This is a genomic window from Nocardia sp. XZ_19_385 (assembly GCF_015355755.1).
Classification (GTDB): Bacteria; Actinomycetota; Actinomycetes; order Mycobacteriales; family Mycobacteriaceae; genus Nocardia.
Window position 1 is genome coordinate 1,932,694 of record NZ_JACVEE010000001.1, and the last position, 25,650, is coordinate 1,958,343.

Sequence of the window (25,650 nt, forward strand, 5' to 3'; positions counted from 1 at the left end):
GGCAAACTGCAGGCGATCGATCCGGACCCCTCCGGACCGCCGCATCCACCCCCGAGCCCGTACCGCACAATAGGGAGCCGCACGCGGTCGTCACCGCCGGCAACGGCAGCGTGACATACACCCACGGCGACACAAGGTGTTGTGCTGCATGGACTTGTCACCCACTAGGAGTAGTGTTCAGTGCGAGTAATACCGGACGGCAGCGTGCTCGCAGAGTTGATTTCAGAAGAAGGGCGTGGAGGCAGGATGAAACTGATCGATCGGGTATCGGCCATCAACTGGAATCGGGTCCCCGACGAGAAGGACGCCGAGGTGTGGGACAGGCTGACCGGCAACTTCTGGTTGCCCGAGAAGGTCCCGGTGTCCAATGACATTCCCTCCTGGAACACCCTCACCGCCGACGAAAAGCAGCTCACCATGCGGGTTTTCACCGGCCTGACGCTGCTCGACACGATTCAGGGCACCGTCGGCGCGGTGAGCCTGATCCCGGATGCGCTGACCCCGCACGAGGAGGCGGTGCTCACCAACATCGCGTTCATGGAGTCGGTGCACGCCAAGAGCTACAGCAACATCTTCTCCACCCTGTGCTCCACCCGCGAGATCGACGAAGCCTTCCGCTGGTCCGAAGAGAACCGGAACCTGCAGCGCAAGGCCGAAATCGTCCTGGGCTACTACAACGGCGACGACCCGCTCAAGCGCAAGGTGGCCTCCACCCTGCTGGAGTCCTTCCTGTTCTACTCCGGCTTCTACCTGCCGATGCACTGGTCCTCGCGCGCGAAGCTCACCAACACCGCCGACATGATCCGCCTGATCATCCGCGACGAAGCGGTGCACGGCTACTACATCGGCTACAAGTACCAGCGCGGACTGGAGCTGGTCTCCCAGGCCGAGCGCGAAGAACTCAAGAACTACACCTTCGAGCTCCTCTTCGAGCTCTACGACAACGAGGTCGAATACACCCAGGACCTCTACGACGAAGTCGGTCTCACCGAAGACGTCAAGAAGTTCCTGCGCTACAACGCCAACAAGGCGCTGATGAACCTCGGCTACGAGGGCCTGTTCCCGAAGGACGAGTGCGAAGTGAATCCGGCCATCCTGTCGGCCCTTTCGCCGAACGCCGACGAGAACCACGACTTCTTCTCCGGCTCGGGTTCGAGCTACGTCATCGGCAAGGCCGTCAACACCGAAGACGAGGACTGGGAGTTCTGACCCCCTGATCCCACTGGTCCACCAACCGCCGAGCCGGTGCCGCTAATGCAGCAGCACCGGCTCGTCGGACCTACTTATCTTCGCCGCGCTCCCGCAGGATCCGCAGCACCTCTTCCATACCCGAAGCCAGTGAGCCGACATCGGTTTTGAGCGTCCCGACATCCTCAGTCAAGATCGAAAGCCGCCCATCGATCGACTCGAAACGCTTATCCATCGACCCGAAACGCTCATCGATCGACTCGAAGCGCTTATCCATCGACTCGAAGCGCTTATCCATCGACTCGAAGCGCTTATCCATCGACTCAAAGCGCTTATCCATCGAGCCGAAACGCTCGTCCATCGACCCGAGTCGCTGGTTCATCAACTGAACGTCTATCGCGATCGAATCCAGTCTCGTGACGACCGAGCGCCCTTCAAGGGTGCCGTGCAGATCGCCGCCGATGCAGGCTTGGACGCCAGCGATGTCGGAGTCCACCTTCTGGAACTTCTCGTCGAAGTACGTCACGGTGTCAGTATCCAGCACGATCACGAAATCCAGTCGGCTTTCGAGGTTCACCACCTTGTCCTCGACCTCCTTCAATCGTCGCGGTACACCATCCCGACCGTTGTTCATGTTGTGGCCTGCCGTTGATACGAACGCAGGCGTTCCTTGCGTCGATAGAGGATGCCCCGCACGTCGTCGATATCGGAGTCGACACTCTCGAGGTCCGGCGGCGGATCATACGACCGCACCTTCAAGCTCAGCTTTCGGAGCCGCGTATCGATTTCCTCGAACGCCCAGGTGTCGACCTCGCCCCGAAACGCCTGCCACTGCTCGGTCTCGACTAACCGCTCCGCCTTCGATTTGCCGTCCTTACTCATGGTCGAGCCCTCCTTCATCCGGTGGAACTTCGAACTGATGCTCGAACAATAGCCACTTGCCCTGGCTTATGCCAGGCGATTCGAAGGAAAAGTTGCGGCGACTTGCCGACGTTCGCTGCGGGTGAACTGGACGCTGAGACTGTTTGCTGGACAGGCGGTTTCAGCAAACCTGGGTCGTCGCGACTTATTGGTTGTTGCGGGTGGAGGAGCGGACTTGTCGTTGGTACAGGCGCAAGCGTTTGTGGCGTCGGTACATGACGGCTTGCAGGTCCTCGACTTCAGTGCGGATACCGGCGATGGTCGGCGGGGGGTCGGACTCGTGCAGTTTTAGCCGCAGGTTGCGAAGGCGGGACTCTATTTCGTCGAAGGCCCAGGCGTCGACTTCGCCCCGGAACGCTTGCCACTCTTCGATTTCGGCCAACCGTTCAGCCTCCGACTTGCCTGTGTCCTCCATGGTCGAGCCCTCCTACATCCGGCGGAACATCGAAATGATGCCCGAACCATAGCCAGTTGATATGGCTTATGCCAGAGGTTCAGCCAACTTCTGATCAGCGGGGCGGCGGTCCCCCGGGGGCTGCGGGAGGTGCGGGCTGGGTGTTCGCTGATTTCTCCGCGACGCCGACGGTGAGGGAGACGTTCAGGACCGTGGCGGGTGTGCCTGTGACGGTGGCGAGTTCGGCGTCCCAGCCGTCGCCGAAGACGTTGTCGGAGGTGAGGGAGACGCTGGACATGTTGCGGGGGCTGGCGGAGTAGCCGGGGTCGTGGGCGTAGACCTGGTCGCAGATGTCCTCGGGTAGAGCGATTTGGGAAGTGAGGCGGGCGTTTTCGCCTGCGACGGCGGTGGTGAGGGAGTCGTAGACCTCGAAGTGGATGTGCGGCCAGCGGCCGGCGTAGCAGGCGGGGAAGATCGAGGTGAAGGTGACGGTGCCGGTGGCGTCGGCGACTTGGACGCCGCGTAGGTAGTTCTGGTTGGTGACACCGTCGCTGTAGAGGGAGTAGCGGCCTTCGCGATCACAGTGCCAGAGGTACACCGCCATGCCGGAACCGGCGGCGCCGTTGTTTGCCAGGTCCTTCAGGGTCAGGGTCAGGGTCATCGGAACCCCCTCGGCCACACCGGAATACGAGCCGACGCTGGCGGTGATGTCGGAGCGGACCACACCGGATTCGATGAGGACGTTCGGCCCGTTGGACCCGTCGCCTGGATAGGGCCCTGCCGTCTCCTGTGGGATCGCCCCCACGGTGCCGGCAGCCGTCGAACTCACGGAAGACGTTGCACCAGAACCGGTCTCACCCGCCGCACATCCCGCCGCGACGGTCGCCGCTCCCGCCGCACCGAAGAACCACAGCGCCCGCCGCCGGGACATCACCCTTAGATCATGCGCGAGCCCGAGATCATGCTCGTCACCGCGATGCGCGCCTCCCACAACCAACTCCTAACAGTCGCCATTACTACTGAACACCGGCGACGTTATGCAGGTCCGCTCCGCGAACCCTGGGACCTCCCTGGGAGTCCGCTGGGAACGCTCAGATGCCGAGGACCAGTTTGGCGGTGGTGAAGTAGATGATCAGCCCAGTGGCGTCGACCAGGGTGGTCACCATGGGGGCGGAGACCACTGCCGGATCGATGCGGAGTTTCTTCGCCAGCAGCGGCATGGTGCCGCCGATGGTGGCTGCCCAGCCACAGATGAGGACCAGGGTGATGGCGACGACGGCCGCTACACCCGGGCCGACGAACAGCGCGCCGATGACCAAACCCGCACTGGCCAAAAGGGATCCGAGGACCAGGCCGACGCGGCATTCACGCCAGATGACCTTGAACAGGTCCGACACCCGGACCTCGCCGACCGCCAGGGCGCGGACGCAGGAGGTGGCCGCTTGAGCGCCCGCGTTGCCGCCGGCGCCGATCAGCAGGGGGATGAACAGGGCCAGGTGGGCGGCTTGTTCCAGGGTTCCGGAAAAGAAGTCGGTGACGCTGACCGTCAACGTCGCCGCGAAGAGCAGCAGCATCAGCCAGAGCGCGCGGTAGCGGGCGAGCTGGAAGACACCGGCCGCCATGTAGTGGCCCTCCCACGGGGCGGAGCCGGCTTGGCGGGCGACGTCCTCGCTGTCGGCCGCCTCGATGACCTCGACCGCGTCGTCGATGGTGAGCAGGCCGACCAATCGGTCTTCGCTGTCGACGACCGGGAGGTTGATGTCGTTGGTTTCGCGCATCAGCCGGGCCGCCTTCTCGGCGGAGTCGGTGGCGCGGGCGAACGCGGGTTCGGTGACGACCAGCTCGGCCACCATAGTGCCGGGTTCGGCGAGCACCAGTTCGCGCAGTTCCACGATGCCGGTGAGGCGCCGGCCGCCGTCGACCACGGGCAGCGTGTAGACGGTTTCGGCGCTGGCGCCCTTGGCGCGGACCACGGCCAGCGCTTCGGCGACCGACAGGTTGCGGGGCAGCGCGACGACCTCGGGGGTCATGTACTGGCCGGCCGAGCCCTCGGGGTAGCCGAGCAGGGTCGCGGTCATGCGGCGCTCCCGCGGGCTCAGCCCGGCGAGCACCTTCTTGGCGACCTTCGCGGGGGCCTCGCGCAGCATGCGGGCGCGGTCGTCGGGAGCCATCTCCTCGACGAGTTCACGGAAGCTTTGATCGCGCAGGCCCTGCAGGATCTGCTGCTGGTCGACCGGTTCGAGTTCCTCGAACACCGCAAGCGCCGCGTCCTTGTCGAGCAACCGGAACGCCACGACGGCCTGGACGGCGTCCATGCGGGCGAGCTGGTCGGCGATGAGGTGCGGCGGGTGGTTGTCCAGCCATTCCTGGGCAGCGCCGACGCGGTGGCTGTCGACGATGTCCTGGAGGGATTCCGACAGCGTGGGGCTGTCGATCTGCGGGCGTGCTTCGATCAGATCGGTCGGCGACATGAGTAGTCCTCGCACGGGGAGTGAGATGTGAGGTCGAGTACTTCACACCGCGAGGCGCCAGCCCAGATGTCGCGAGGAACTAGAACTGCGAGGGGGCGGCGCCGCGCGGCCTTCGACTCGGAGGTTCGCTGCTGCGCATGGCGACCCACCTCCTGTTCGTCGTGCCGCGGACCTGACGGTCTACGCGTCGCTACCGGGAAAACTCAGAACGAATGCGAATGCATCCCCGAGAAGGATACATGGATCAGCGGACAACCTCGCCACGACCGGGCGCTCTGCTCAGTCACGCTCGCTCGCCGCCAGCGTCGCGAGGATCGCGGGCTCGGCATCGTCCCAGGTACGGACGTGTCGGACCCAGTCCGGGACCGGTTGGGTCTGCGCACCGAAAAGGTAGAGATGCGGGACCAGACCGCGCAGCGCCCGATGCACTTCGATCCGATCGTCGATCATGTGGGTGATGCCCAACTCGGCGCAGTGCCCCGCCTTGTCCGCGCGCTCCAGGCAGAATCGAACGTTGCCCTCCGGCATCCCGGTCCGGGCATAGAACTCGTGATGGTCGAGCCACTGCAGCGTCCGCTTCTGCACCCGCGCCCCGCATTTGGAGATCACCCAGACCCGGCCCTCGAACCGCGCCACCAGCCGCGTCAATACTTGAAAAGCATTGGGACTCGACGGTGTTCGCATCGCCTCGTCGAATCCCCCATCGAGAAAAGCCGTATCGGCGTCCCCCGGTTCCAGCAGCACCCCTTGGATCACTCGCCCGAAATCCACTCCGAGCCTCGGTATTTCATCTGTATTCATAACGCCTTCGAGCATGACCCGCGCGGGGCGGCATTGCGAGCGAATTCCGGCGACCACCATTAGATGCATCCGGCGTCTAACTCTTTCCAACGAGCGGGCGAGCGCCGAGGATCTACGCCATGACCAGCACCGATCAGCCACGTTCGGGGTCACAAGCCGTCGAACGGGCCATTCATCTGCTCAATTGTTTCGAGGGCGATGACCCCGAGTTCTCGCTCAGTGAGCTCGCTCACCTCGCCGGCGTACCGGTGAGCAGCGCGCACCGGCTGGCCAAGGCGCTGGTGCGCGGGCGACTGCTGGAGCAGGATCCGGCCACCGATCGGTATCGGGTCGGCGCAGGTCTGGCAACGCTGGCTCGCCCCGCGTTGACCCGGCTCGGCATCGATTCCGCCGCACCGCATATGTACGCGCTCGCGGCGGGAATCAAGATCACCGCGAGCCTCAGCGTCATCGATGCCGGTGATGCCCTGACGATTCTGCAGGCCCGCCCACCGGTGCTGTTCTGTCACCATCAGCTGCCGCAGCCCCGGCAACCGCTGCGGTCCAGCGCCGCCGGGCACGCGTTGCTCGCCTACGCGGCCGTCGCCGGCGACCGCTTGCCGGGTCGCTCGACCGGGCCGGGAAACCGGCTTGGACCCGATCTGGACCTGGTGCGCCACAAGGGTTTCGCGCTCGCGGAGATCCCCGAGGACGACCCGCTACGGGCCATTGCCGTGCCGGTGTTCGGTCCGGGCCGCCAGGTCTGGGGCGCGCTCAGTGTGCAGGCGCGGTCGGCGCGGCTCACCGACGAACTCGTTCGCGAAATCCTGCCCGCCATGCAGCATTTCGCCGTGCGCATCGGTTCCGTCGTGCAAAACAGTTCTCCCGGGTCCTAATTGGACTCACCGTGATTTTCACAATGTGGAATGGCCGTTGTCTGACACCGCGCGCACCCACACCATGAAAGCCACGGGCTTTGCCCCGAACTCCCCTCCACCCCAGGAAGTACCCAGTGCTGACACCCACCGCGTTGATCCGCCGCCGCGCGATCGACTTCATGCGGCTTCCGCACGGGATCTGTCGACTCTGACCTGACACCGCGTCCGGTCCACAGCTTTCCGCGCACCGGCCCCGCAGCAGACCCCGACTTCTCACCTCGGCCGCAGCATGCCCTTTTCCGGCGCGCGGCAGGCATTTCTCGAAGGAACACCCATGCGTTTCACCGCACCCCGGCGACGACACCGCGCGTTCGCCGTCGCACTCACCCTGCTCACCAGCGTTTCCGTGCTCGCCGCGTGCGGTAAGTCCGATGCCGGCACGACCGCCGACGGCAAGACCGTCGTCCGCTACCAAGGCTCCACCGGTCAGGTCACTCCCTACGAATTGGCCGCGGACCTCGGGTATTTCACCAAGATCTCGCTGCAGTGGGAGGGCGACACCACCAGCGGCCCGGCCAATATCCAGGCCGCCGCCACCAATCAGGTCGAGTTCGGCAGCGCCTTCAATGGCGCGGTCGTGAAGTTGATCGCGGGCGGCGCGAAGGTCACCTCGGTGCTGAGTTCCTATGGTTCCGATGACAAGACCTTCACCGGCTACTACGTCCGCGAAGACTCCCCCATCAAGACCGCCCGCGATCTGATCGGCAAGAAGGTGGCGGTCAACACGCTCGGCGCGCACCACGAGTTCATCACCCGGGAATGGCTGCACAAGCAGGGCCTGACCGAGGACGAGATCAAGCAGGTGCAACTGCTGGTGGTACCGCCGGCCAACACCGAGGACGCGCTGCGCAAGGGCCAGGTGGAGGTCGGGACCCTGGGCCAGGTGTTCCGCGACTCCGCCCTGGAACGCGGCGGCATCCGACCGCTCTACACCGACACCGCGATCTTCGGTCAAGCCAGTTACGGCACCTATGTGTTCCGTAACGAGTTCCTCGCCAAGAACTCCGACGCGGTCCAGGATTTCGTGCAGGGCACCGCCCGCGCCACCCGCTGGCTGCAGATCACCCCGCGCGAGGAGGTGCTGGCCAGGTTCACCTCGATCATCGCCAAGCGCGGCCGCAACGAGAACACCGACCTGCTGAAGTACTGGAAGAGCTCCGGTCTCCCGACACCCGGTGCGGTGGTCCAGGACAAGGAGATTCAGGTCTGGATCGACTGGCTGGTCCGCAACGGTGAGCTGAAGCAGGACCAACTCAAGGCCGCCGACCTGTTCACCAACAAGTTCAACCCCTATGCCAACGGCACCTACCAGCCTGCCAGCGGCCCGACCGGCGAGGTGGTGGCCGCGAAATGAGTACCAGCACACCGAAACTCGCGATCAATCGGGTCAGCAAGCAGTTCCCGATCCGAGGCACGAACGAGACGTTCACCGCGATCGAGGAAATCTCGCTCGACGTGCACGCCGGGGAATTCCTGGTCCTGGTCGGGCCCAGTGGCTCTGGCAAGTCCACACTGCTGGATCTACTCGGCGGTCTGACCAAGCCGAGCTCGGGCGAGATCCTGCTGGACGGCGCACCCATCACCGGGCCCGGCCTGGACCGCGGCATCGTCTTCCAGCAGTACGCTCTGTTCCCGTGGCGCACCGCCCGGGCCAATATCGAATTCGGCTTGGAGGCAAAGGGTCTGCGGCGCAAGGAGCGCCGCGCCCGCGCTGAGGAGTACCTGGATCTGGTGGGGCTCACCGGTTTCGGCGACCGCTACCCGCACGAGCTCTCCGGCGGCATGAAGCAGCGCGTCGCGATCGCCCGCAGCCTTGCCTTCGATCCGGAGCTGCTGCTGATGGACGAACCGTTCGCCGCGCTCGACGCGCAGACCCGGGAGTCGTTGCAGGACGAGCTGTTACGGATCTGGCGTGCCACCGGCAAGACGATCCTGTTCATCACCCACGGCATCGACGAGGCGGTCTATCTGGGCCAGCGAGTCGCGGTGCTCACCTCCCGACCCGGCCGGGTCAAAGCAGTAGTCGACGTCGACATCGACCGGGACGCCGAGGACATCCGCTCCACCGATGGTTTCCGCGCCTACCGGCACGAGATCTGGTCACTGTTGCGCAGCGAGGTAGCACGCGCACAGGACCTGGAACGCGAATCCCTCTCCGACAGCGGCACTTCTGCCGATTCCCGGACCGAAAGGCCGATCCATGTATAGCGCAGTGGAACTCCTGGAACACCCCGTCCGCACCACCACGATCCCCTACCTGCCGTCCGCGAAATCCGAGCCCTCGGTGGCGCTTCGGGCGCTCTCGCTAGCCGGTCGCCTGGTCTGGCGAGCGACCAAGCCTGTGCTGGCGATTGCCGCCTTCCTGCTGCTGTGGCAGTTCGCACCGGCCGCCGGCCTGGTGGACGAGGTGTTCCTGCCGCCGTTCACCGTCGTCGCCGAGGCCTTCGCCGACCTGGTGCGCAGCGGCGAGATGTGGAACCACGTCTCCACCAGCCTGGGCCGCTCGGTCACCGGCTTCGGTTTCGCCCTGACGATCGCGGTGCCGCTGGGTATCGCCATCGCCTGGTACAAGCCGGTTTCGGAGCTGCTGAATCCGATCCTGGAGCTGTTCCGCAACACCGCCGCGCTGGCGCTGCTGCCGGTGTTCGTGCTGATCCTGGGCATCGGCGAGACTTCCAAGGTCGCGCTGGTCTTCTATGCCAGCTCGTTCCCGATCCTGCTGAACACCATCACCGGTGTCCGCACGGTCGATCCGCTGCTCGTCAAATCGGCTGTGTCCCTGGGCCTGAAGCCGATCCGGCTGTTCCAGAAGGTGATCCTGCCCGCGGCGATCCCGTCCATCTTCACCGGTCTGCGGATGGCCGCCGCCAGCTCCATCCTGGTGCTGCTGGCCGCCGAAATGGTCGGCGCCCGAGCCGGTCTCGGCTATCTGATCACCGCCGCGCAGCAGAACTTCCAGATCCCGGACATGTACGCGGGCATCCTCGCCATCTCCCTGCTCGGACTCACCTTCAACGGCCTGCTCGTCACCCTCGAGCGCCGCTTCTCCCGCTGGCGCGTCCAGTCCAACTCCTGATCCGCAAAGGAACACTCATGTCCCCCAAGCAGTTCCATATCAACGCCTTCCTGATGGGCGTCGGCCACCACGAAGCCGCCTGGCGGCACCCACGCACCGCATCGCACGACGTGCTCGACGTCGCGCACTTCCAGGAGCTCGGCCGCATCGCCGAACGCGGCAAGCTGGATTCGGTGTTCTTCGCCGACGGCCTGGCGGTCGGCCCGCGCATCAAGCGCAACACCCTCGCCGTCTTCGAACCGGTGACTCTGCTGGCCGCCATCGCCGCGGCCACCTCCAAGGTCGGGCTCATCGCGACCGCGTCCACCACCTACAACGAACCCTTCAACCTGGCCCGCAAATTCGCCTCACTCGATCACATCAGCGGCGGCCGCGCCGGCTGGAACATCGTCACCTCCGGCAGCGAGGAGGAGGCGTTCAACTTCGGCTACGACTCGATCCCCGAGCACGCGCGCCGCTACGAGCGGGCCCAGGAGTTCGTCGATCTCGCCGTTCAGCTGTGGGACAGCTGGGAGTCGGAGGCGATCGTGCTCGACGAGGAAGCGGGCGTTTTCGCCGACCCGGACAAGGTGCACACCCTGGACTACGACGGCCCGCGCTTCAAGGTCCGCGGACCGCTGAACTCCCCGCGCAGTCCGCAGGGTCGCCCGCTGCTGGTGCAGGCCGGATCCTCCGAGGCCGGAAAGGAATTCGCGGCGCAGTACGCCGAGGCCGTGTTCACCGCACAGCGCACTCTCGAGGAGGGGCAGGCGTTCTACCGCGACCTGAAGTCGCGGCTGCCCAAGTACGGCCGCTCGGCCGAGGACCTGAAGGTGCTGCCCGGTTTGGTGCCCTACATCGCCGACACCGAGGCGGAGGCCAAGGCGCTGGAACAGGAGTTCACCGACCTGATCTCCCCCGACTACGCCCTGAGCCAGCTCTCCCGCCTGCTCGGCGTCGACCTCACCCAGCATGCCCTGGACGCACCGCTCCCGCCGTTGCCCTCGGTCACCGAAATCGAAGGCGGCAAGAGCCGGTTCCTGCTGGTCAAGGAGCTCGCCGAGACCGAGAACCTGACCGTGCGCCAGCTCATCGGCAAGCTCGGCGGCGGGCGCGGGCACCGCTCGTTCGCGGGCACGCCCACCCAGATCGCCGACGAACTGCAGGCCTGGTTCGAGGGCGGCGCGGCCGACGGCTTCAACATCATGCCGCCGTTCCTGCCGGGCGGGCTGGAGGACTTCGTCGACAAGGTCGTCCCGATCTTGCAGGAGCGCGGCTTGTTCCGCACTGACTACGAATCCGACAGCCTGCGTGGGCATTACGGTCTCGGCCCCGTCGAAAGCCAGTTCGCGACGGTCCGCGCCGAAGTGAGCGCGTGAACGCGCGAACCAGGTTCCGGCCCGCCGCGGGCACGGCGAGCGCCGCCGAGCCACGGGCGTGACGGCATGTTCCGAAGCCGCCCCGATCGATTCCCTGCGCCCCTTGGTGCTCACCGTCTACGTGCCCACCTTGGCGCGGGGCATCGGGATGGGCGCTGCCGCACCGGTGATGACGCTCACCGCCGTCGACCTCGGCGCGTCGGTGGCGGTGGCGGGCCTGGCGGTGGCGCTGGTCGGCCTCGGCCAGGTGCTCGGCGGAATCCCGTCCGGTCAGCTGGTGGCCTGGATGGGCGAGCGCGCCTCGACCATCTGGGGCACGGCCGTCGGCCTGGTGGGCGTGCTGCTGTGCATGTTCGCCCCGAACGTGCCGGTGCTGTGCGTCGGCCTGCTGATCGTCGGATTGTCCAATGCCGTCTGGGGTTTGGCCCGGATGACCTTCATGGCCGAGGCCATCGCCTTGCCGCTGCGGGCCCGCGCCATGTCCCTGTTCGGCGGCGCGATGCGGCTGGGCTTCTTCGTCGGGCCGCTGCTCGGCGCGGCCGCCATCCTCGGCGTCGGGATTCGCGGCGGGTTCGCGGTGCAGTTCCTGGCGTTCCTGATCGCCGGCTGGATGATGGTGCGGCTGCCGCTGCCGGGTGGCAGCTACACCGAACCGGCGGTGGCCCCGCCGATTTCGCTGCTCGGCGTGGCCCGGCAGCATCGCCTGGTGCTGTGCACGCTGGGCGCCGGGTCGATGCTGATGGGCGCGGCCCGCGCCTCGCGGGAGGTGATTCTGCCGCTGTGGGCCCACCACATCGGGATCGACGCCGCCACCGCCAGTTTGCTTTTCGGCATCGCCGCCGCCCTCGAGCTCGTCTTCGCCTATCCGGCCGGGCATCTCATGGACCGCTACGGCCGCGCGCCGATCGCGGTGCCGTCGCTCGGCATCCTGGCCGCGTCGTATATAGCTGTGCCGCTGACGTATTCGACACTGACGCTGGGCGCGGTCGCGGTCGCACTGGGTGTCGGCAACGGCATCGGCAACGGGCTGATCATGGTGCTCGGCGCAGACGTCGCGCCGCCGGGCACGCGCGCGGAGTTCCTGGCCGCCTGGCGACTCACCCACGACCTGGGCGCTTTCGGCGGGCCACTGTTGCTCGCCGTCCTGGCCGGCATCGCACCGCTGACTGTCGCCGCGCTCACCATCGGCGGTGTCGCGGCCCTCGGCGCGGCGGTGATGGGCCGGTTCATCCCCCGCCACATCCCGTGGCCTCCGGTTCCGCAACCTCTTCCACAGAAGGTGATCTCATGATCGAAGTAGACGTGCTCGTCCTCGGCGGTGGACCCGCCGGAACCTGGGCGTCGCTCCAGGCCGCGGCCACCGGCGCCTCGGTTCTGCTGGCGGACAAGGGATTCTGCGGCAGCAGCGGCGCGACCGCCGCCGCGGGCACCGGAATCTGGTATGTCCAGCCAGAACCTGAGTTGCGCGAGCAGGCGATGGCCAGCCGCGAAGGCCTCGGCGGCTATCTCGCCGACCGCGAATGGATGGCGCGGGTGCTCGACGAAACCTACGACCGGGTCAACGAACTCGCGACCGACGGTCGCTACCCGTTCCCCGTCGGACCCGACGGCCGGCAGATCCGCACCGGGATCCAAGGCCCCGATTACATGAAGCGCCAACGGCTTCGGGTGCAGCGCGCCGGTGTGCGCATTCTCGATCACTCCCCCGCGGTGGAACTGCTCGTCGATCCTTACGGCGCCGTCGCGGGCGCCCGCCTGCAACGTCTGGCCGACGGCAGCCAGGTCGACATCGCGGCCTCGGCGGTCGTGCTCGCCACCGGCGGCTGCGCGTTCCTCTCGAAAACCCTGGGCTGCAATGTCAATACCGGCGACGGCGCGCTCATGGCCGTCGAGGCGGGCGCCGAACTGTCGGGCATGGAGTTCTCCAACGCCTACGCGATCGCCCCGGAATTCACCTCGGTGACCAAGACCGCCTACTACTCCTTCGCCACCTTCTACCTGGGCGACGGCGAACCGCTGGCGGGCGCTTCCGGCAAGGCCCGCACCCCGATCGCCAAGGCGCTGCTCACCGAACCGGTGTACTGCACCCTGGACCGCGCCGACGCGGCCCAGCGGCAGGCCATGCGCCGCGGTCAGCCGAACTTCTTCCTGACCTTCGACCGGCTCGGTATCGATCCGTTCACCGACCGCTTCCCGATCACCCTGCTGCTCGAGGGCACCGTCCGCGGCACCGGCGGCGTCCGCGTCGCGGGCCGGGACTGCTCGACCAGCGTGCCCGGACTGTATGTCGCCGGTGATGTCGCCACCCGCGAACTGATCTGCGGCGGCTTCACCGGCGGCGGCAGCCACAATGCGGCCTGGGCCATGTCCTCGGGGAGTTGGGCGGGGACCGGCGCGGGCAGTTATGCACTGCGGCAACGGGATTCGGTGGCACGCCCCCGTTTGGGCGCCGGCGGCGCCGGACTGCGCCCGCTCGACCGGCCGGATACCGAGCTGCGCCCGGCGGACCTGGTCGCGGCGGTCCAGGCCGAGGTGCTGCCATACGACAAGAACTATCTGCGCCACGGCGACCGGCTGCGGCCCGCCCTCGCCACCCTGAACGACCTGTGGCGGCACGCCCGCTCCGGCCTGGCCGCACCCGACACCTCGAGGGCCCGGTCGGCCGCCGCGATGACGGCGCACGCCCGCTGGATGTACACCGCCGCCCTGGCCCGCACCGAGTCGCGCGGCATGGCGCGACGCCAGGATTTTCCGGATCTCGACCCCGCCCAGCACCATCGCCTGATCACCGGCGGCCTCGACGACATCTGGACCACACCCGAACCCGTCTTCCGCGGCCGGCGGCCGCTGGTGGCGGCATGATCGAACTCGTCTCCGCGGACCGCTGCATCGAATGCGACAAGTGCGTCGAGGTCTGCCCCACCCGTGTCTTCGACCGCGGCCCCGACGGAATCCCGGTGCTGGCACGGCAATCCGACTGCCAGACCTGCTTCCTGTGCGAGGCCTACTGCCCCGTCGACGCGCTGTTCGTCGCGCCGCGCACCGCACCGCTGCCACCGGGCGACCCGCAACGCGATGAGCAGCACCTGATCGAGCACGGTCTGCTCGGCAGCTACCGCAAAGCCCTCGGCTGGGGCGGCGGCCGCCTCACCGCCCGCGACGCGATCGGCCCCGAACTGCCCTGACCGGGAACAACGTGCCGAGCCGAACGGCAGCCGCTAGGTTCGAGTAAACACACGAAGGAGATATCTGTGCGCTTCGGCATCTTCATCCCGCAGGGGTGGCGGCTCGACTTGGTCGGCATCGAACCGGCCGCGCAGTGGCAGGTGATGCGTGATCTCGCGCAGCGCGCCGACGCTTCCGAGGTCTGGGAGTCGCTGTGGGTGTACGACCACTTCCACACCGTCCCGGTACCGACCGAGGAGGCGACCCATGAGGCGTGGACCCTGATGTCGGCGTTCGCGGCCTCGACGTCGCGGATTCGGCTCGGCCAGATGTGTACCGCGATGCGCTACCGGAATCCGGCCTACCTGGCGAAGGTGGCCGCGACGGTGGACCTGATCTCCGGTGGCCGCACCGAGATGGGTATCGGCGCCGGCTGGTACGAGCACGAATGGCGGGCCTACGGCTACGGATTCCCGCCCGCGAAGGAGCGGCTCGGCCGCCTCGACGAGGGCGTGCAGATCTTCCGGCAGGCCTGGACCAAGGGCGAGGCCACCCTGGACGGCAAGTACTACCAGGTGGACGGCGCCATCGTGCGGCCACTGCCCTTGCAGGAGGGCGGCATTCCGCTGTGGATCGCCGGCGGCGGCGAAAAGGTGACGCTGAAGATCGCGGCGAAGTACGCGCAGTACACCAACTTCAGCGGCAACCCGGCCGAGTTCGAGGCGAAGTCGGAGATCCTGCGTAACCACTGCGCCACGGTCGGCACGGATTTCGACGCCATCACCCGCTCCTCGAACTTCAACACCATCCTCGGCTCCACCGAAGCCGAAGTCGAGGAACGCCTTTCGGCCGTCCAGGCCAAACTGGCCACGGCGATCGGCGACGACCAAGCCAAGAGCTACGTCGACGGCATGTTCCGCACCTCGCTCGCCGTCGGCACCCCGGAGCAGGTCATCGAAAACCTCACCGCCCTCCAGAACCTCGGCCTCGGCTACGCCATCTTCAACTTCCCCGAGTCCGCCTACGACACCTCCGGCATCGAACTCTTCGAACGCGAGATCGCCCCGGCCCTGCGCTGATTCGTCCCTGATACAACGAAAAGGGCGGCCTCCCAACGGAGGCCGCCCTTTCAGCGTGTGCTGCCTACAGCATGCAGGACACGCAACCCTCGACTTCGGTGCCTTCCAGGGCCATCTGGCGCAGGCGGATGTAGTAGAGGGTCTTGATGCCCTTGCGCCAGGCGTAGATCTGGGCCTTGTTCAGGTCGCGGGTGCTGACGGTGTCCTTGAAGAACAGCGTCAGCGACAGGCCCTGGTCGACGTGCTGGGTCGCGGCGGCGTAGGTGTCGATGATCTTTTCGTAGCCGATTTCGTAGGCATCCTCGTAGTACTCGAGGTTGTCGTTGGTGAGGTAAGGGGCCGGGTAGTAGACGCGGCCGATCTTGCCTTCCTTGCGGATCTCGATCTTCGACGCCACCGGGTGGATGGAGCTGGTGGAGTTGTTGATGTAGGAGATCGAGCCCGTCGGCGGCACCGCCTGCAGGTTCTGGTTGTAGATGCCGTGCTCCATCACCAGGCCCTTGAGCTGACGCCAATCGTCCTGGGTGGGGATGTGCACGCCCGCGTCGGCGAAGAGCTCGCGGACCTTGTCGGTCTTGGGCTCCCACACCTGATCGGTGTACTTGTCGAAGAACTCACCGCTGGCGTACTTGGATTCGGGGAACCCGCCGAAGTAGGTGCCGCGCTCCTGCGCGATCAGGTTCGAGGCCCGAATCGCGTGGTACACAACGGTGTAGAAGTAGATGTTGGTGAAATCGATGCCCTCTTCGGACCCGTAGTGCACCCGCTCGCGCGCCAGGTACCCGTGCAGGTTCATCTGGCCGAGGCCGATGGCGTGGGACTGGTTGTTGCCCTGCTCGATCGAGGGCACCGAGTAGATGTGGGTCTGATCCGACACCGCGGTCAGCGCCCGGATCGCGGTCTCGATGGTCTGGGCGAAGTCCGGCGAATCCATCGACTTGGCGATGTTCATCGAACCCAGGTTGCAGGAGATGTCCTTGCCCACCTTGGCGTAGGACAGGTCGTCGTTGAACTCCGACGGCGTGGACACCTGCAGGATCTCCGAGCACAGGTTCGAGTGCGTGATCTTGCCGGCGATCGGGTTCGCCCGGTTCACCGTGTCCTCGAACATGATGTACGGATAGCCCGACTCGAACTGCAGCTCGGCGATGGTCTGGAAGAACTCGCGCGCCTTGACCTTCGACTTGCGGATCCGCTTGTCGTCGACCATCTCGTAGTACTTCTCGGTGACATCGATATCGGCGAACGGCTTGCCGTAGATACGCTCTACGTCGTACGGAGAGAACAGGTACATGTCCTCGTTCTTGCGCGCCAGTTCGAAGGTGATGTCCGGGATCACCACACCGAGCGAGAGGGTCTTGATGCGGATCTTCTCGTCCGCGTTCTCCCGCTTGGTGTCGAGGAAGCGGTAGATGTCGGGGTGGTGCGCGTGCAGGTAGACCGCGCCCGCGCCCTGACGCGCGCCGAGCTGGTTGGCGTAGGAGAACGAATCCTCCAGCAGCTTCATGATCGGGATGACGCCGGAGCTCTGGTTCTCGATCTTCTTGATCGGCGCGCCGTGCTCACGAATGTTGGTGAGCAGCAACGCGACACCGCCGCCGCGCTTGGACAGCTGCAGCGCGGAGTTGATGGAGCGCCCGATGGACTCCATGTTGTCCTCGATGCGCAGCAGGAAGCAGGACACCGGCTCGCCGCGCTGCTTCTTGCCCGAGTTCAGGAAGGTCGGGGTGGCCGGCTGGAAGCGGCCGTCGATGACCTCGTCGACCAGCTTGCTCGCCAGCACCTCGTCGCCGTCGGCGAGGGTGAGCGCGACCATGCAGACGCGGTCCTCGAAGCGCTCCAGGTAGCGCTTGCCGTCGAAGGTCTTCAGCGTGTACGAGGTGTAGTACTTGAACGCGCCGAGGAAGGTCGGGAACCGGAACTTGTGCGCGTAGGCCTGCTTGAACAGCTTCTTGATGAAGGCGCGGCTGTACTTGTCCAGCACCTCCGGCTCGTAATAGTTTTCCTCGACCAGGTAGTCCAGCTTCTCGTCCAGGTTGTGGAAGAAGACGGTGTTCTGGTTGACGTGCTGCAGGAAGTACTGGTTCGCGGCCTCACGGTCCTTGTCGAACTGGATCTCGCCGTTCGGGCCGTACAGGTTCAGCATCGCGTTGAGGGCGTGGTAATCCAAAGCCTCACCGGCCTCCGTGCTACGGACCGACTGCTGCTGCTCTAAACGAGCTGACTTGCCTGCCGGTGCTGTTGTTGCTGTTGCCAAAACAATCCCAATCCCTCGCGGACGCGTGCGACGTCCTCAGCGGTTCCCATGAGTTCGAAGCGATACAGGTACGGCACCCCGCATTTGCGTGAGATGACGTCACCGGCAGCGCAGAAGGTATCGCCGAAGTTCGTGTTGCCGGCCGCGACCACCCCGCGCAGCAGGGCACGGTTGTGCGGATCGTTGAGGAACTTGGCGACTTGCCGCGGTACGAATTCCTTGTCGTCTCGGGCGCCCCCCAGTACATGCCGACCGCCACCGTAGGTGGGGGTGATCAGTACGAAGGGTTCGTCGACGCGCAATGTCTCAGCGGCGGTGTGCAGTGGAATACGAGTGGCCGGGAGACCCAGCTTCTCGACGAAACGATGTGTGCCCTCCGAGGCGCTGGAGAAGTACACCAGACCGGTCATGGTCGGCTCTCCTTCCTCGGAGGAACTACAAGATCAAGCAGCGACAGTCGCGAGCGACTTGATGCGGTCGGGCCGGAAGCCGGACCAGTGGTCCTCGCCGGCGACGACGACGGGGGCCTGCAGGTAGCCCAGGGCCATGACGTAGTCACGCGCCTCCGCGTTCTCGGAGATGTCGATGACTTCGTAGTCCACCCCGGCCTTGTCGAGCGCCTTGTAGGTGGCGTTGCACTGGACGCAAGCGGGCTTGGTGTACACGGTGATCGTCATGGTGTCCCTCTCTCCAAGTCTCTGATTCCACAGCCAGTGATCCGAGCAGTGTGCGGTCCAACGTGTGCTGCGCAAACTCCTGGATCCGACTGCGAAACCCCTGTTCGCACCGCCTCGAAGTGGTGCTCCCCGGAGAGTGTCTCGCGTCGTCCTCCAGCAGTGAAGACACTACACCTAGTGGCCGACAGATTCATCCAACACGACATGTTGCGAGTCACAAAGATGAAATTCCCCTGCGGTAAGTACCTGGACGCTTGATACGCAACCCGACACGACAATGGTCTAGATCACAATTTCGTACCGCAGCTCTTTCTCAGCAAACTTTTCTTGGCACTTGTGTCACACCCGCCTCGGCCGCCCCGTCTTCCTCATGTGAGAGCACGCGACACGCCCATGACAAGAGGCCGCCCAGTGGGTACCGGACGGCCTCTACTACAGACGATTGGGGACTCAGGCCGACACAAGTTCACCTCGCGCCGCCGACACCAGCTCGTGCACGGTAGCGCCCAGCTCGGTCAGCGCCTCGGCGTCGTCGCGCGGATGCGCGGAGCCGAACCGCTCGCCGATGACACCGAAGTGCGCGTGGGCCGATTCGACGACCGTGCTGCCCGCCACGCCCAGCGCCTTGACCGCGTCGCCGTGCGACCAGCGGCCCGCGTTGGAGCTGATCGACGCGCTCACCACGGCCGACGGCTTGCCCTGCAGCGCGCCCACGCCGTACGGCCGGGACGCCCAGTCGATGGCGTTCTTCAGCACAGCGGGAATGGTGCCGTTGTACTCCGGGGTTACCAGCAGCACGCCATCCGAAGCAGCGACGGCGTCGCGCAGCGCTTGCGCGGCGGCGGGTACCGCGCCTTCCACATCGATGTCCTCGTTGTAGAAGGGAATATCGCCGAGGCCCTCGTACAAGGTGATCTCGACGCCCTCCGGGGCGGTCTGTACCGCGGCCTCGGCGAGCTGGCGGTTGATCGAGGCGGCACGCAGGCTACCGACGAGAGCGAGGATCCGGGTCTCCGACATGATGACTCCTGATGTACTGAGCGTGTGTGTGGGATGCTTTCACCAGACACTAACCGGACTGCAGTCCGGTTCCATTCCTTCGAGAGTGTGAGAAGTACTGTGACCTACAGCACCTCGCTCCCCGGCGATGCGGCCGGCGTACGAAATCTGCTACCGCTGAGTGGCGGCCTGACCGCCGAGGCCCACGAACGTGCCGATGCCGCCCGCAACCGGCAACTGCTGCTCGACGCGGCCCAGCAGCTGGTGCGGGAACAGGGCGCCGACGGCCTGACCATGGACGCGCTCGCCAAACGCGCCGGCGTCGGGAAAGGGACCGTCTTCCGGCGTTTCGGCAACCGGTCCGGACTCATGCGGGCCCTGCTGGATCACTCCGAACAGAAATTCCAGGGCGCGTTCATGTTCGGGCCGCCGCCGCTCGGGCCGGGCGCGCCCGCGCTGGACCGGCTCATCGCGTTCGGCCGGGCCCGGCTGCTCGACATCGAAGTGGAGGGCGAACTGCATCGCGCGGCGGAGATCGGCGAGGGCGACGACCGCTACTCCGGCGCGCCCTACGGCCTGCTCAAGGCGCACGTGGCGATGTTGCTGCGGGCAGCGGATGCGCACGGGGAACTGCCGTTGCTCACCGACGGGCTCCTCGCCGTCCTCGGCGCCCCCTTGGTCATGCACCAGATGAACGTCCTCGGCTACACCCGCGAGCAAATCGGCGACAACTGGGAAGCCTTCGTGCGGCGCATCGTAGAGTGATTTGCCATGGGTAGTCTGCGCGAACAGATCGTCACGGAGCTGGGTGTCCAGCCGAGCATCGAACCGAAGCAAGAAGTACGGCGGCGCGTCGATTTCCTCAAGGACTATCTGCGCGCCACTCCCGCAAAGGGTTTCGTGCTCGGGATCAGCGGCGGGCAGGACAGCGCACTGGCCGGTCGACTATGTCAGCTGGCCGCCGAGGAGCTGCGCGCCGCCGGGTATGAAACGACCTTCGTCGCCGTGCGCTTGCCCTACGGCGTGCAGTCCGACGAGGCGGACGCGCGGACCGCGATGCGCTTCATCCAGCCCGACCGGTCGGTTGTGGTCAATATCCGGCCCAGCGCCAATGCCGTTGCCGCCGAGGTGGCCTCCGCGGTGAAGGTGGACAAGCTGCGCGACTTCGTGCGCGGCAATATCAAGGCGCGCGAGCGCATGGTGGTGCAGTACGCCATCGCCGGACAGGAGAACCTGCTGGTCGTGGGCACCGACCACGCGGCCGAGGCGGTAACCGGGTTCTTCACCAAATACGGTGACGGGGGCGTGGATCTGACGCCGCTGACGGGCCTGACCAAGCGGCAGGGCGCGGCGCTGTTGCAGGAGCTCGGCGCACCGTCGACCATCTGGTCCAAGGTGCCGACCGCCGATCTGGAAGACGACCGGCCCGCGCTGCCCGACGAGGAAGCCCTCGGACTCCGCTACAGCGAGATCGACGACTACCTCGAAGGCAAGGACGTCACCGACGAGGTGGCGAAGAAGGTGGAATCCGTCTTCCTGAACACCCGGCACAAGCGCACCGTTCCGGTGACACCCCTCGACAACTGGTGGCGCTGAGCACCTTTCGCACCCGTCAGTCTTCTACCTCGGCCAATCGTCTGGTGAGGAACTGCCGCACCTGCGCGTTGGTCGCGTTCGCGACGGCCTCGCGATAGTTCACGGCGGCCTCAGCGTCGCGGCCCGCGCGGCGCAGCAGGTCGGCGCGGGTGGCCGCGACCACGTGGGAGCCGGCCAGCCGCGGATGGTCGGCGACGGCGTCGAGCGCGGCCAAGCCTGCGTCGAAGTCGTCCCGGAAGGCGAGGGCAATGGCGCGGTTGACCTGCACCACCGGTGAGCGGGAGTACTGCGCTAGTTCGTCGTATGCGGAAACGATTGCGGCCCAATCGGTTTCCTCCCAGCGCGGAGCGGCGGCGTGGGCGGCGGCGATCCGGGCCTGGGCGAGGTAGGGGCCGCTGTGGCCGTGCGCGGCGGCCGAGATCAGGCAGCGCAGGCCCGACTCGATGGCCGCGCGGTTCCAGCCGGAGCGGTCCTGCTCTTCCAGCGGAACCAACTCGCCCGCGGGGGAACGGCGTTGGTCGCGACGGCTGTCGTTGAGCAGCATGAGGGCGAGCAGCGCCCGGACTTCGGGATCGTCCGGGAGCAGCCCGCAGAGCAGGCGACCGAGGCGAATTGCCTCGTCGCACAGTTCATCTCGCATGGCGGAGGAACCCGACGTGGCGAAGTAGCCTTCGGTGAAGACCAGGTAGACGCAGGACAGTACGGCGGGGGTGCGCTCGGGCAGCAAGTGCGCGGGCGGCACCCGCAGCGGTATGCCCGCCTGCCGGATCTTCGCCTTGGCCCGGGTGAGCCGTTGCGCCACAGTGTGTTCCGGTTGCAGGAAGGCCCGGGCGATCTCCGCCGTGCGCAACCCGCACACCAGCCGCAAGGTCAGGGCGACCTGCGATTCCGCCGACAGCGCGGGATGGCAGCAGGTGAAGATCATCCGCAGCTGGTCGTCGGCGACCGCGGCCATGTCGAGCTCCTCGTCCGGCGCGGGAAACCCATTCCGGTCGAGTCGTACCGCGTCCTGTTCTTTTGCCGCCCTGGCGGATTCGCGCCGCAGCCGGTCCAGTGCGCGGTTGCGGGCGGCGGTGGTGATCCACGCGCCCGGATTCGACGGGAGACCGCGCTCGGGCCAGGTGCGCAGTGCGTCGGCGAAGGCCTCCTGCACCGCGTCCTCCGCCAGCCCGATATCACCGGTCAGGCGGGCCACCGTGGCCAGTGCCCGGCCGAATTCGGCGCGGTAGACAGCGTCGATTCCGGCCGGGTCGATGGTCACTGCCAGGCGCTCAGATCCACGACCTGACGCACCTCCACGAACCCCTTTTCACCGCAGGGGATCTGCGACGCGATCTCGGTCGCCGCCGCCCGGTCGGGAGCGGCGAACAGATAGAACCCGTCGACCACCTCGGCGTACTCGGGGAAAGGCCCGTCGGTGAGCAGCAATTCACCGTCGCGCACCCGCAGCGTGGTGGCGGTGGACGGTGGACGCACCGCCCCGCCGCCGCGAATCGCGGCACCGTACTTGTCGCCGAATGCCTTGTGCTCGGCCACCGCCGCGTCCCATTCCGGGGTGTCGGGGGCGATCACCGCATCGGGCTGCTCCCACAGCAGCGCCATCCACCAATCCGCCCCCGGGACCTCGTGCGGGGAGTACATGACGGCCGGGCGCAACTCGATCGTTCCGGACTCGGCGGCCGGGCTCTTGCGCGCCACCTGGATGGCTTCGTCGAGATCCTTGCAGTCCAGCATCAGGAACCCGCCGACAACCTCGGCCTGCTCGGTGAAGGGCCCATCGGTGACCAGCGCCTGACCGGCTTGGCGCCGGATGATCAGCGCCGTCTCCGCCGGGTACAGCGCCGCACCACCGGCGATCGCGGCACCCGCCGCCGCTTCGAAATCCGCGTACCGCTGGACTTCGGCCTCGAACTCGGGGCTGCCCGGCTCCGCGCTGTCGTCTTCGCGTCCTGCCAACGTCGCCAGATAGTGCATGTCGCCTTCTCCCTCGAATGGCGGGGTCCGTTACCCCACGCTATCTAGACGACGAACACTGCGCGGTCTTCTCTACATCGACGCGCTGCGCGCTCAGCCCCCGGCGAACGGCGGCAAGACATCGACGCGGGGCGTCAGCACTGTCGAGGGGTCACGGGTGAGTTCGTCACCGACCAGGTAGGCGCAGACACCGAGCATCTTGTCCAGGTCGGGCCCGTAGGTGTCGGCGAGAACGGTGCGCAGATCCGCGACGGTAGCCTCGGCCGGGAGGTCGAGGGTTTCGTTCGCCTTACCGACCGCGTCGGCGATGGCGGCGAAATAGCGGATCTCAACCACCAATGGCTCCCATTGTCCGTTCCGGGGGCACGAAGTCCGCAGCATCGATGCCGTGGCCGGCCCATTTGTTCCACATCGCGCCGCGCCAGAGCGTGGCGATCTCGTCGTCGCTCGCGCCGGAGCGCAAGGTCGCGCGCAGATCGTATTCCTGGTCGCTGAACAGGCAGGAGCGCAGCATGCCGTCGGCGGTGAGGCGGGTGCGGTCGCAGGTGTCGCAGAACTTGCGGGTCACCGTGGCGATGATGCCGACGGTGGCGGGGCCGCCGTCGACGAGCCATTTCTCGGCCGGGGCGGACGGGTCGGCGCGACCGGCCTCGATCAGGTCGAAACGGGTGCCCAGGACGTCGAGGAGTTCGGCGGCGGTGACCATATTGGACCGCGCCCATTCCTGATCCGCGTCCAGCGGCATTTCCTCGATGAAGCGCAGTTCGCACTGCTCGTCGAGGCACCATTGCAGCAGGTCCGCCGCTCCGGCCAGGGTCTCGCGCATCAGGACCGCGTTCACCTTGATCGGCGCCAGCCCCGCGTCGCGGGCAGCACGAATACCGGCGAAGACCGATTCCAGGCGATCGCGGCGGGTGAGGCGAGCGAACCCGAGCCGGTCGACGGTGTCGAGGGAGACGTTGACCCGGTTCAGTCCGGCTTCGGCCAAGGCGCGGGCACGATGCTTCAGGCCGACGCCGTTGGTGGTGATCGCCAACGGCACCTCGGGCACCTGTGCGTGGCAGCCCGCGATGATCTGCTCCAGATCGCGCCGCAGCAGGGGTTCGCCGCCGGTGAAGCGCACCTCTTGGATGCCCAGTTCGCGTACCGAGAGCACGACCAGCCGGACGATCTCCTCGACGGTCAGCAGTTCATCTTTCGGAATGGGCGGCAGGCCCTCTTCCGGCATGCAATAGGTGCAGCGCAGCGAGCACTTCTCGGTGATGGAGACCCGCAGGTCGCGCGCGGTGCGGCCGAATCTGTCCACCAGGAACGGCGTTTCCGGACGCCCGTCGAGCGAGGGGCGCCCTGATCGCACGGCGGGGATGCCCATTTCGACCAACGTCACGCCTTCATTATGTACGGCATACCCTCTGCTGGGCAGAGGCGCGTGGGATCCAGCACAGGTTCGGACGATCTCACGATCCGGGCCGTCGAACGGTGAGCTCACTTCGGCCGAACCACCGAAAGCGCGCGGCGACGCGGACCGATGTTCTCGGGCACGGACCTGCTGGCCCTAGGCTTTGCTCATGAGTTCCCGACCAGCCAGGTCCGTCGACGAGTACCGCGAGACCATCGAGCAGCTGCTGCGCCCCTTGGCGGCGCGTGCGGTCGAGTCCGTCCCGGTTCCCGAGGCACTGGGCCGGCAGCTGGCCGAGGAGGTTCGCTCCCCCGTCGACCTGCCCGTCTTCCGGAATTCCGCCATGGACGGGTACGCGGTGCGCGCCGAATCCGTGGCGTCCGCTCCGGTGACGCTGCCGCTGGCGGGTGTGGTCGCCGCGGGCAATCCCGGCGAGACGCCCTTGCCGCCGGGCGGCGCGCTGAAGGTGATGACGGGCGCGCCGATCCCGCCGGGCGCCGACTGCGTGGTGCCGGTGGAGGACACGCACTCCGACGGTGCCACCGTCACCATCGAACGTGGCCGCGCCGCAGGCGAATTCGTCCGCGAGGCGGGCACCGATGTGCGCACCGGGGATCTGCTGGTGCCCGCCGGTGTCGCGCTGAACCCGCGTCATATCGCGGCGCTCGCGGCGGTCGGGCTGGCCGAGGTGCCGGTGTTCGAGCAGATCCGCGCCGCGGTCATCACCACCGGTGACGAACTCGTCCCGGCCGGGTCCACCTTGCGTCCCGGGCAGATCTACAACTCCAACGGCACTGCCCTGGCGGCCGCGCTCACCGCGAACGGTGTCGCGGTGGTGTCGGTCGAGCACAGCACCGACGACCCCACCGAGTTCCACGAATTGCTGGACGAGGCAACCGATTCCGCCGATCTGGTATTCACCTCCGGCGGCGTCTCCCAGGGCGACTTCGAAGTCGTCAAGGATGTGCTGGCACCGCTCGGCGGGACGTTCGGTCCGGTCGCGGTGCAACCGGGCGGCCCGCAGGGCCTGACCGTCTCCGACGGTGTCCCGGTGCTGAGTTTTCCGGGCAACCCGGTCAGCACGATGGTGTCGTTCGAGGTGTTCGCCCGCCCGATTCTGCGCAAGCTCGGCGGCCTGCCCGAGATCGAGATCCGGGAGCTGCCGCTGCTGGAAGCGGTGCGCTCCCCGGCGGGTCGGCGGCAGTTCCTGCGCGGCCGGGTCACCGCCGAGGGGGTGGAGCCGGTGTCCGGCCCCGGATCGCATCTGGTGGCGGGGATGGCGTGGGCGGATGTGCTGATCGATGTCCCGGCCGAGGCCACCGAGGTGCCCGCCGGGACAGCGGTGAGCGTGCGTGCGCTATGACAACGGGACTATGCG

The 25,650-nt window shown here is 66.7% G+C and carries 27 protein-coding genes; 13 read left to right on the forward strand and 14 right to left on the reverse strand.

What is annotated here, in order from left to right; genetic code table 11:
- Positions 1-246: 246 nt before the first annotated feature.
- Positions 247-1,209 carry a class 1b ribonucleoside-diphosphate reductase subunit beta gene (nrdF, locus tag IBX22_RS09095; protein WP_194814858.1) on the forward strand — a complete coding sequence of 321 codons (963 nt, stop codon included), beginning with the start codon at positions 247-249 and terminating at the stop codon, positions 1,207-1,209.
- A 70-nt stretch (positions 1,210-1,279) separates the two neighbouring features.
- Here nrdF and IBX22_RS09100 read toward each other — a convergent pair whose 3' ends face one another.
- The 6 genes from IBX22_RS09100 to IBX22_RS09125 form a co-directional block, all read right to left on the reverse strand.
- Complete coding sequence (locus tag IBX22_RS09100) at positions 1,280-1,789, reverse strand: hypothetical protein (protein WP_194814859.1); 510 nt, start codon at positions 1,787-1,789, stop codon at positions 1,280-1,282.
- Between the two features lie 29 nt (positions 1,790-1,818).
- Positions 1,819-2,070 (reverse strand): hypothetical protein, encoded by a 252-nt coding sequence (locus tag IBX22_RS09105; protein WP_194814860.1) that lies wholly within the window; start codon positions 2,068-2,070, stop codon positions 1,819-1,821.
- A 184-nt stretch (positions 2,071-2,254) separates the two neighbouring features.
- Positions 2,255-2,524, reverse strand: coding sequence for a hypothetical protein (locus IBX22_RS09110; protein ID WP_194814861.1), 270 nt, complete (start codon positions 2,522-2,524; stop codon positions 2,255-2,257).
- Between the two features lie 94 nt (positions 2,525-2,618).
- Positions 2,619-3,434: an intradiol ring-cleavage dioxygenase gene (locus tag IBX22_RS09115; protein WP_194815699.1), complete on the reverse strand. Its 816-nt coding sequence runs from the start codon at positions 3,432-3,434 to the stop codon at positions 2,619-2,621.
- A gap of 160 nt (positions 3,435-3,594) precedes the next feature.
- Positions 3,595-4,974 carry a magnesium transporter gene (gene mgtE / locus IBX22_RS09120; RefSeq protein ID WP_194814862.1) on the reverse strand — a complete coding sequence of 460 codons (1,380 nt, stop codon included), beginning with the start codon at positions 4,972-4,974 and terminating at the stop codon, positions 3,595-3,597.
- A 279-nt stretch (positions 4,975-5,253) separates the two neighbouring features.
- A complete protein-coding gene (locus IBX22_RS09125) occupies positions 5,254-5,745 on the reverse strand; it encodes a hypothetical protein (protein ID WP_309234499.1) in 492 nt (163 codons plus the stop codon).
- 149 nt (positions 5,746-5,894) lie between these two features.
- Here IBX22_RS09125 and IBX22_RS09130 point away from each other — a divergent pair, with 149 nt between their 5' ends.
- The 9 genes from IBX22_RS09130 to IBX22_RS09170 all read left to right on the forward strand — a co-directional run bounded on the left by IBX22_RS09130 (position 5,895) and on the right by IBX22_RS09170 (position 15,370).
- Complete coding sequence (locus IBX22_RS09130) at positions 5,895-6,650, forward strand: IclR family transcriptional regulator (protein WP_194814864.1); 756 nt, start codon at positions 5,895-5,897, stop codon at positions 6,648-6,650.
- A gap of 316 nt (positions 6,651-6,966) precedes the next feature.
- The gene (locus tag IBX22_RS09135; protein WP_194814865.1) at positions 6,967-8,046 is read left to right on the forward strand and encodes an ABC transporter substrate-binding protein; all 1,080 of its coding nucleotides are present in this window, start codon (positions 6,967-6,969) and stop codon (positions 8,044-8,046) included.
- Positions 8,043-8,900, forward strand: coding sequence for an ABC transporter ATP-binding protein (locus tag IBX22_RS09140; protein ID WP_194814866.1), 858 nt, complete (start codon positions 8,043-8,045; stop codon positions 8,898-8,900). Before IBX22_RS09135 ends, IBX22_RS09140 begins: the two co-directional genes overlap by 4 nt.
- Entirely contained in the window at positions 8,893-9,768 is an 876-nt protein-coding gene (locus IBX22_RS09145) for an ABC transporter permease (RefSeq protein WP_194814867.1), read from the forward strand. Before IBX22_RS09140 ends, IBX22_RS09145 begins: the two co-directional genes overlap by 8 nt.
- 17 nt (positions 9,769-9,785) lie before the next feature.
- On the forward strand, positions 9,786-11,126 hold the full coding sequence (locus IBX22_RS09150; RefSeq protein ID WP_194814868.1) for an LLM class flavin-dependent oxidoreductase: 1,341 nt from the start codon (positions 9,786-9,788) through the stop codon (positions 11,124-11,126).
- Positions 11,127-11,184: 58 nt separating this feature from the next.
- Positions 11,185-12,417 carry an MFS transporter gene (locus IBX22_RS09155; RefSeq protein WP_339401686.1) on the forward strand — a complete coding sequence of 411 codons (1,233 nt, stop codon included), beginning with the start codon at positions 11,185-11,187 and terminating at the stop codon, positions 12,415-12,417.
- The gene (locus IBX22_RS09160) at positions 12,414-13,988 is read left to right on the forward strand and encodes an FAD-dependent oxidoreductase (RefSeq protein ID WP_194814869.1); all 1,575 of its coding nucleotides are present in this window, start codon (positions 12,414-12,416) and stop codon (positions 13,986-13,988) included. The genes IBX22_RS09155 and IBX22_RS09160 overlap by 4 nt, the downstream gene beginning before the upstream one ends.
- Positions 13,985-14,311, forward strand: a complete 327-nt coding sequence (locus IBX22_RS09165; RefSeq protein ID WP_194814870.1) for a ferredoxin family protein — start codon at positions 13,985-13,987, stop codon at positions 14,309-14,311. Before IBX22_RS09160 ends, IBX22_RS09165 begins: the two co-directional genes overlap by 4 nt.
- A 66-nt stretch (positions 14,312-14,377) precedes the next feature.
- Complete coding sequence (locus IBX22_RS09170) at positions 14,378-15,370, forward strand: LLM class F420-dependent oxidoreductase (protein WP_194814871.1); 993 nt, start codon at positions 14,378-14,380, stop codon at positions 15,368-15,370.
- A 64-nt stretch (positions 15,371-15,434) separates the two neighbouring features.
- Here the strand turns inward: IBX22_RS09170 and nrdE are convergent, their stop codons facing one another.
- The 4 genes from nrdE to IBX22_RS09190 all read right to left on the reverse strand — a co-directional run bounded on the left by nrdE (position 15,435) and on the right by IBX22_RS09190 (position 19,324).
- Positions 15,435-17,516, reverse strand: a complete 2,082-nt coding sequence (gene nrdE, locus IBX22_RS09175; protein ID WP_255526434.1) for a class 1b ribonucleoside-diphosphate reductase subunit alpha — start codon at positions 17,514-17,516, stop codon at positions 15,435-15,437.
- A 65-nt stretch (positions 17,517-17,581) separates the two neighbouring features.
- On the reverse strand, positions 17,582-18,037 hold the full coding sequence (gene nrdI / locus IBX22_RS09180; RefSeq protein WP_194814873.1) for a class Ib ribonucleoside-diphosphate reductase assembly flavoprotein NrdI: 456 nt from the start codon (positions 18,035-18,037) through the stop codon (positions 17,582-17,584).
- A gap of 33 nt (positions 18,038-18,070) precedes the next feature.
- Positions 18,071-18,304 (reverse strand): redoxin NrdH, encoded by a 234-nt coding sequence (locus tag IBX22_RS09185; RefSeq protein ID WP_194814874.1) that lies wholly within the window; start codon positions 18,302-18,304, stop codon positions 18,071-18,073.
- A 450-nt stretch (positions 18,305-18,754) separates the two neighbouring features.
- Positions 18,755-19,324, reverse strand: coding sequence for an NAD(P)H-dependent oxidoreductase (locus IBX22_RS09190; protein ID WP_194814875.1), 570 nt, complete (start codon positions 19,322-19,324; stop codon positions 18,755-18,757).
- 87 nt (positions 19,325-19,411) lie between these two features.
- Here IBX22_RS09190 and IBX22_RS09195 point away from each other — a divergent pair, with 87 nt between their 5' ends.
- The gene (locus tag IBX22_RS09195) at positions 19,412-20,068 is read left to right on the forward strand and encodes a TetR/AcrR family transcriptional regulator (protein WP_375540209.1); all 657 of its coding nucleotides are present in this window, start codon (positions 19,412-19,414) and stop codon (positions 20,066-20,068) included.
- Positions 20,069-20,074: 6 nt separating this feature from the next.
- Entirely contained in the window at positions 20,075-20,899 is an 825-nt protein-coding gene (gene nadE / locus IBX22_RS09200) for an ammonia-dependent NAD(+) synthetase (protein WP_194814877.1), read from the forward strand.
- Positions 20,900-20,915: 16 nt separating this feature from the next.
- Here the strand turns inward: nadE and IBX22_RS09205 are convergent, their stop codons facing one another.
- The 4 genes from IBX22_RS09205 to moaA form a co-directional block, all read right to left on the reverse strand.
- Entirely contained in the window at positions 20,916-22,160 is a 1,245-nt protein-coding gene (locus IBX22_RS09205; protein ID WP_194814878.1) for an RNA polymerase sigma factor, read from the reverse strand.
- Positions 22,157-22,873 (reverse strand): YciI family protein, encoded by a 717-nt coding sequence (locus tag IBX22_RS09210; RefSeq protein WP_194814879.1) that lies wholly within the window; start codon positions 22,871-22,873, stop codon positions 22,157-22,159. The genes IBX22_RS09205 and IBX22_RS09210 overlap by 4 nt, the downstream gene beginning before the upstream one ends.
- Positions 22,874-22,966: 93 nt before the next feature.
- Positions 22,967-23,209, reverse strand: a complete 243-nt coding sequence (locus tag IBX22_RS09215; protein WP_194814880.1) for a MoaD/ThiS family protein — start codon at positions 23,207-23,209, stop codon at positions 22,967-22,969.
- Positions 23,202-24,260: a GTP 3',8-cyclase MoaA gene (gene moaA / locus IBX22_RS09220; protein WP_194814881.1), complete on the reverse strand. Its 1,059-nt coding sequence runs from the start codon at positions 24,258-24,260 to the stop codon at positions 23,202-23,204. The genes IBX22_RS09215 and moaA overlap by 8 nt, the downstream gene beginning before the upstream one ends.
- Before the next feature lie 181 nt (positions 24,261-24,441).
- On the opposite strand from moaA, the gene glp reads away from it, so the two are divergent.
- Positions 24,442-25,635 (forward strand): gephyrin-like molybdotransferase Glp, encoded by a 1,194-nt coding sequence (glp, locus tag IBX22_RS09225; protein ID WP_194814882.1) that lies wholly within the window; start codon positions 24,442-24,444, stop codon positions 25,633-25,635.
- Positions 25,636-25,650: the final 15 nt, after the last annotated feature.